This is a genomic window from Pedobacter sp. 01T416_2, from assembly GCF_056398925.1.
Window position 1 is genome coordinate 1 of the sequence record NZ_JBFTQI010000326.1, and the last position, 6,236, is coordinate 6,236.

At 38.3% G+C, this 6,236-nt stretch carries 7 protein-coding genes; all 7 read left to right on the forward strand.

The genetic code is table 11. From position 1 onward, the window contains the following. A partial coding sequence (locus tag AC1DPQ_RS14575; protein WP_477609935.1) for a S8 family serine peptidase occupies window positions 1-619 on the forward strand: 619 nt, incomplete at its 5' end. Then, window positions 616-819, forward strand: a complete 204-nt coding sequence (locus tag AC1DPQ_RS14580; protein ID WP_477609937.1) for a hypothetical protein — start codon at window positions 616-618, stop codon at window positions 817-819. The genes AC1DPQ_RS14575 and AC1DPQ_RS14580, both read left to right, overlap by 4 nt. Window positions 820-1,225: 406 nt before the next feature. Then, on the forward strand, window positions 1,226-2,869 hold the full coding sequence (locus AC1DPQ_RS14585) for a glycine--tRNA ligase (protein WP_477609939.1): 1,644 nt from the start codon (window positions 1,226-1,228) through the stop codon (window positions 2,867-2,869). Window positions 2,870-3,065: 196 nt separating this feature from the next. Continuing rightward, window positions 3,066-3,734 (forward strand): 2'-5' RNA ligase family protein, encoded by a 669-nt coding sequence (locus tag AC1DPQ_RS14590; protein ID WP_477582956.1) that lies wholly within the window; start codon window positions 3,066-3,068, stop codon window positions 3,732-3,734. A 30-nt stretch (window positions 3,735-3,764) separates the two neighbouring features. Further along, on the forward strand, window positions 3,765-4,643 hold the full coding sequence (locus tag AC1DPQ_RS14595) for a DUF6252 domain-containing protein (RefSeq protein WP_477582954.1): 879 nt from the start codon (window positions 3,765-3,767) through the stop codon (window positions 4,641-4,643). Between the two features lie 141 nt (window positions 4,644-4,784). After that, a complete protein-coding gene (locus tag AC1DPQ_RS14600; protein ID WP_477582953.1) occupies window positions 4,785-5,192 on the forward strand; it encodes a helix-turn-helix domain-containing protein in 408 nt (135 codons plus the stop codon). Between the two features lie 86 nt (window positions 5,193-5,278). Then, window positions 5,279-6,043, forward strand: coding sequence for an SDR family oxidoreductase (locus AC1DPQ_RS14605; RefSeq protein ID WP_477582951.1), 765 nt, complete (start codon window positions 5,279-5,281; stop codon window positions 6,041-6,043). Window positions 6,044-6,236: the final 193 nt, after the last annotated feature.

Consider the following 6,236-nt stretch of genomic DNA (forward strand, 5'->3'; position numbering starts at 1 on the left):
GGTAAGCATGTCGTTAAGGGGCTTTGTAACCGGAGCAGGCTATTCTGCTGTTTTCGAAACCGCTGCTGCCCGCGCTTTAGCCCAAGGCACTTTAATTATTGCTGCTGCAGGAAACGATTCGGCAAGACCAGGCACTGTTAGACAGGTAATGCACCCTGCAAATTGCCCATCGATAATGGCTGTGGGTGCTGTAGATGTAAATATGAACGTAGCCGCTTTTTCTAACGGAGGCCTTTACCCAACTTATGGTGCTGTAGATATTGCTGCTCCAGGCGTTAACGTGTATTCTTCTACAAAACTGCCTACTAAGTATGCGAGCTGGAACGGAACCAGTATGGCTACCCCACATGTTGCAGGTATTGCCGCACTATGGGCACAGGCATCGGGCCTGAGAGGAATTAATTTGTGGAGAAAATTAACCTCAACTGCGAAAACGTTACCTTTACCTGGCAGAGATGTAGGTGCAGGATTGGTACAAGCGCCTACAAAAACAAGATTGATAAAATACCCAATTGATAGATTCCCGATTGATAAATTCCCAATTGATAAATTCCCAATTTTAGTTAATCCGAAATTCCCTATCGATCCAATTGGTCCAATTGAAAAAATTATAAGATGAAAACAAAATGGTTAATATCTGTAAAGGATAACACAATGGATTTAGTAGTTAAAGAACTCAAGGAAATCGGTGTTAACGATATCGAGGCTTTAGATTCAATTGGTGTAATCGTAATTGTTCCGGGCAATCATAAAATTGCAGATATCAAAAAAATTGATGGCGTATTAAGTGTTGAAGAGGAAAGGGACATCAGCATTTAAGCCAACAAAAACCTAATCACCCTCTTAATTTTAAAAATCGGTGTGACATTTAGTTTGCACCGATTTTTTTTTGCACCCTATATCTAAACATTAATAGTTTCACATTTCTAGCCACCTAAACCTGATTAAAGCGAGCACGAGTGTAACGATTAAAGCGGAAAGCAGGAGCTCCGAAACCGACTAGCACGACTATTGCTTTCCTAATTATTTTGAACCATAAAAGAGATTTAAGGGCGTATAAGCTGACAGGTAAAACACCTTTCGTCTGTTTCCGACCACCTAAGACAGCTTATAACACCTAAGTTATGTGCAGAAATTCTAAAATCCGCAGTTCCTTTACCATTGATCAAAAACCTTCAGTCTTATACCTTTAAACCCTCCGCCTTTTTATTATCTTTGCTGCATTATGGCTCAAAAGAATAACGACGAACAATTTAAAAATGTAATATCACACGCTAAAGAATACGGTTTTGTATTCCAGAGCAGCGAAATATATGATGGCTTAAGTGCCGTTTACGATTATGGCCAATTGGGTGCCGAGTTAAAAAACAACATTAAAACCTACTGGTGGAAAGCCATGGTACAAATGCATGAAAACATTGTTGGGATTGATTCTGCAATTTTTATGCACCCTAAGGTTTGGAAAGCCAGCGGACACGTTGATGGTTTTAACGACCCAATGATCGATAACAAGGATTCAAAAAAACGTTACCGAGCCGATCAGTTATTAGAGAATAAAATTGATGAGCTATATTCGGAACTGGCCAATTTCAGTGCAGAAAACAAAGCAAAATTTGAAGAATTTCAACAAGAAATATTGGGTTTAAGTGATGAAGGTCAGGCGAGCTGGGTACCAACGTTTAAAGATGAGGAAACGATTTTAGATCACAGTAAATATCCTTTTGTTGAGGAAGCGAGCTGGAGATTTGTTAAAAAGGGTTTAACGCTTGAAGTAGAAATGAACCTTGCGCTTAAATCTGAAAATTTAGCACAGCTAAAAGATTTAATTGTTGATTACAAAGTAATCTGCCCGATTTCTAAAACTTCTAACTGGACTGATGTGCGCCAGTTTAACCTGATGTTTAGCACACAATTTGGTGCAATGGCTGAAGGAAGCGATGAGGTTTATCTTCGTCCGGAAACAGCACAGGGTATTTTCGTAAACTTTTTAAATGTTCAAAAATCGGGAAGGATGAAAATTCCTTTCGGTATTGCGCAGATTGGTAAGGCTTTCAGAAATGAAGTAATTGCCCGCCAGTTTATTATGCGTATGCGCGAATTTGAGCAAATGGAAATGCAATTTTTTGTTCGCCCGGGTGAAGACAAAAAATGGTTCGAATACTGGAAAGAAGCACGCTTAAAATGGCACAAAGCTTTAGGTACTTCGCCCGAAAAATACCGTTACCATGACCACGTAAAATTAGCACACTATGCCAATGCGGCTACTGATATTGAATTCGAATTCCCATTCGGATTTAAAGAAGTTGAGGGGATCCATAGCCGTACCGATTTCGATTTAACGCAGCACCAGGAGTTTTCTGGCAAGAAAATGCAATATTTCGATAACGATTTAAATGAAGAAGGTAAACCTTATGGCAACTACGTTCCTTATGTTATCGAAACTTCTATCGGTTTAGACCGTATGTTCTTGTTAACCATGATTAATGCTTTTGAAGAGCAGGATTTAAGCACCGATGATAAACAGGATAGCCGTACGTTATTGCGTTTACATCCAGCCTTGGCGCCGTACAAAGTGGCTGTTTTCCCATTAACCAAAAAAGATGGTTTACCTGAAAAGGCCCGTGAGATTATGGATACTTTGAAATTTGATTTTAACTGTATTTATGAAGAGAAAGATGCTATCGGTAAACGTTACCGCCGTCAGGATGCTGTTGGTACACCTTTCTGTATTACGATTGATCACCAGAGTTTAGAAGATAACACCGTTACTATCCGCCACCGCGATAGTATGGCGCAAGAACGTGTAGCCATTGCCGATTTAGGAAACATAATAGGATCAGCAGTGAGTTGGAAAACTTTGTTGGCCTAATTTTAAATCTAACTTAGACACCTGATGGCGTCTAAGCTAGATTTATAATATTTGAGGGTATATCATAAGTTAATTTTCCCTTAATCTGTCACGTTGAGCCTGTCGAAACGCTTTACTACAAATCTAAGTAGGTCCTTCGACGGGCTCAGGATGACAATCCTATATTGGTGATACGCTTTCTTTTTGTGTACTAATAATGAATTTAGCCGAGCATTACCATAAACTTTATGCCGAATCAATCGCAGAGATATCTGCCGGAAATTATGAAACAGATCATTTAATCGATTCGGATACCGATCAGCGTTTTGGAATCACACTGGTAATCAGACCAGATGCTGCAACGAAAGGTAAAATCCAGCAGTTTTTAACTGAAGCAAAAGCAATTGAACCTGATCAATATTATTATCAGAATGCCGACATACACATTACCCTAATGTCTATCATTTCCTGTTATGAGGGCTTCGACTTAAAGCATATTCATGTTGAGGATTACATTCAACTCATCCAACAGGTTTTAGCCAGACATAAGCGTTTCAAGATTCAGTTTAAAGGACTTACGGCATCGGCATCCTGCATTTTAATTCAAGGTTTTTTAACCGATATCTTAAACGAAATCAGAGCTGGCTTTAAAAATTCAGATCTGCAACAGAGTATCGATAAACGTTATGCTATCCAAACTGCCCACGCTACCGTGATCCGTTTCAGATCGGAGTTAATCCATATAAACGCTTTGCTTAGTCTTATCGAAAAATACAGGGACTTTGATTTTGGCGCTTTTGAGGTGAAGCAGGTAGAATTGGTTTATAACGATTGGTACCAGCGGGAAAAATATGTTAAAAAATTGCATCAGTTTTCTTTATCTTAGCATATTAATTAATCCAACAAATTAACGCTCGTGAAATTACCTTTCAAATTATCGCTATTGGCACTAGTATGCCTTTTAATTACGTCATCTTGTAAAAAAGAAATCGATTACCATCAGGAATGGGCTTTATCTACAATGAGCGCAAAAGTTGATGGTGTTTTAGTGCAATGTACACTGGCTACTGCTCAGGTTTATGATGTAGGTGGAGAAATAAGTGTCCAAATCTCGGGTAACAAAGGAATTAATACCGGCTTTAGTTTACTGATCAGCAATTTTAAAGGTGTTGGCACCTATAATTTATCGGATAACAATATGGCGATTTACCTTTTGAGTACATCCGGATTACAAGATGCTTACATAGGCAATACATCAGGAACAATAAAGATAACCAGTTATTTAGCAGACAAATACATTAAGGGTACTTTTGCGTTTAAAGGAGAAAATCAATCTACTTCAACAAGCAAAACCATCAGCGAGGGGCAATTTATGATCAGCCTGGTTCCGGTTAAACTGCCCGAAACCAATAACAGTACTAATAATTTAAGTGCAAAGGTAGATGGCACCACAATTGGTTTTACCGGTGAAGCAATATCAATCAACACTCCAATTATTGGGAATTTACTTACCATTGTAACTATAAATGGTGATAAACGAATGATTCTTTCTGTAATAGATTATAAAGGCGTAGGCACATACGATCTCGTAACCGATGGAGTTGGATCTTACATGAAAGACCAAACACCTACAGGCTCATTTACTGCTACAAGCGGTACATTGGCGATTACAAGCGAAGCTGGTGGTAAATTAAAAGGAACATTTTCATTTAAAGCACCCAATGAAGATACGACTATTAATACATCAGTAACGGTTACAGACGGTACATTTGATCTACCCTTTAGCAAAAAATAAGAATTAACTTTTAAAATATAAAGCCGTTGATCTAAAAATCAGCGGTTTTTGCATTTAATAATCCTTTGGTCACAAATAACTTTCAGATTTCATATTCATTTTTCCGGATATTATATTTGTTTAAACAGCAATCGCTTTGATATGAAAATTCCACAGAAGTTTTTTGCCCGTCAACATGAAATCGCAGCCGATTTTTTGAAAGAGCTGGATAAACATTTAGACGATGTGGTATCGGGCAGGGTAACTGAGATGTTCGAAGTGAGGGATTTTGCCGAGCTTATTCATGTTCACCCCACACACTTAAGCAATACCATTAAATCGGCCACAGGCCACTCCCCCTGTTATTTCTTTGAAGAACGTTTAATGGAAATTTCAAAATCAATGTTACAGAATATAAGTATGCCTATTGCCGAAATTGCAAGAATATTAACCTACGATCCATCTAACTTTACCAAGTTTTTTAAACATTTCTCTGGCCAAACACCAAAACAGTACAGAGAAGCTTATTTCCAGTCTTTGACCGCAAATAAGGAAATTGTCACCATATAAAACTTAAACAGTCACCATTTTTACTTAAGCTGTCACCATTTTTATAGCTGTATTCCATCTAACTTTGTTTAACAAATTAAAAGAAAATGGAAACACAAAATAAAATAGCCCTGGTAACCGGTGGTAGCCGCGGATTAGGGAAAAATGCTGCTTTAAAAATTGCAGCAAAAGGAATTGGCGTAATTGTTACCTACCAATCTAAAAAAGAAGAAGCAGAAGCTACCGTTAACGAAATAAAACAGCTAGGGGTACAGGCCGCCGCGATACAGTTAAATGTAGCCGACACCAAAACTTTCGATGCTTTTTTTGTATCAGTTAAAGCTGTACTGAAATCTGTTTTTAATGCTGAAAAATTTGATTTTCTAATCAATAATGCAGGAATCGGCATTCATGCATCTTTTGCCGAAACTACCGAAGAACAATTTGATACTTTGATAAACATCCACTTTAAAGGAACTTTCTTTTTAACCCAAAAAGCTTTAACATTATTAAATGATGGCAGTGGGATTATTAATCTTTCTACTGGTTTGGCACGTTTTGCTACCCCTGGCTACGCAGCTTATGCATCGATGAAAGGTGCTGTGGAAACCTTAACAAGGTATGAGGCTAAAGAACTAGGTGTAAGAGGAATCAGAGTTAACGTTGTTGCTCCAGGTGCCATTGAAACTGATTTTGGAGGTGGTGTAGTGCGCGATAACGAGCAAATAAATGCAGGAATCGCCTCAAATACTGCCTTAGGCCGCGTAGGTTTGCCAGATGATATTGGTGGAGTGGTGGCCTTTTTATGTACTGAAGATGCGGGATGGATTAATGCGCAGCGAATTGAAGCATCAGGTGGTATGTTTTTGTAGTCTCAGCTTTAAGTTTGTAGCCACAACTTCTGTCTCAACACGAATTGTATCCTAAAGGAGATTTCACATCAGATGATGTCATGTTGAGCTTGTCGAAACACCTTAAAGAGTATTTTAAAAGGTCCTTCGACAAGCTCAGGATGACAAACCTATAATTATGATACAACCTCTTGAACATCTGCTTAAAACCCAA

Coding starts and splice junctions, on each gene's coding strand:
- AC1DPQ_RS14600 (WP_477582953.1), top strand. CDS start 4,785: ATGAAAATTCCACAGAAGTTTTTTGCCCGTCAACATGAAATCGCAGCC.
- AC1DPQ_RS14580 (WP_477609937.1), top strand. CDS start 616: ATGAAAACAAAATGGTTAATATCTGTAAAGGATAACACAATGGATTTA.
- AC1DPQ_RS14585 (WP_477609939.1), top strand. CDS start 1,226: ATGGCTCAAAAGAATAACGACGAACAATTTAAAAATGTAATATCACAC.
- AC1DPQ_RS14605 (WP_477582951.1), top strand. CDS start 5,279: ATGGAAACACAAAATAAAATAGCCCTGGTAACCGGTGGTAGCCGCGGA.
- AC1DPQ_RS14590 (WP_477582956.1), top strand. CDS start 3,066: ATGAATTTAGCCGAGCATTACCATAAACTTTATGCCGAATCAATCGCA.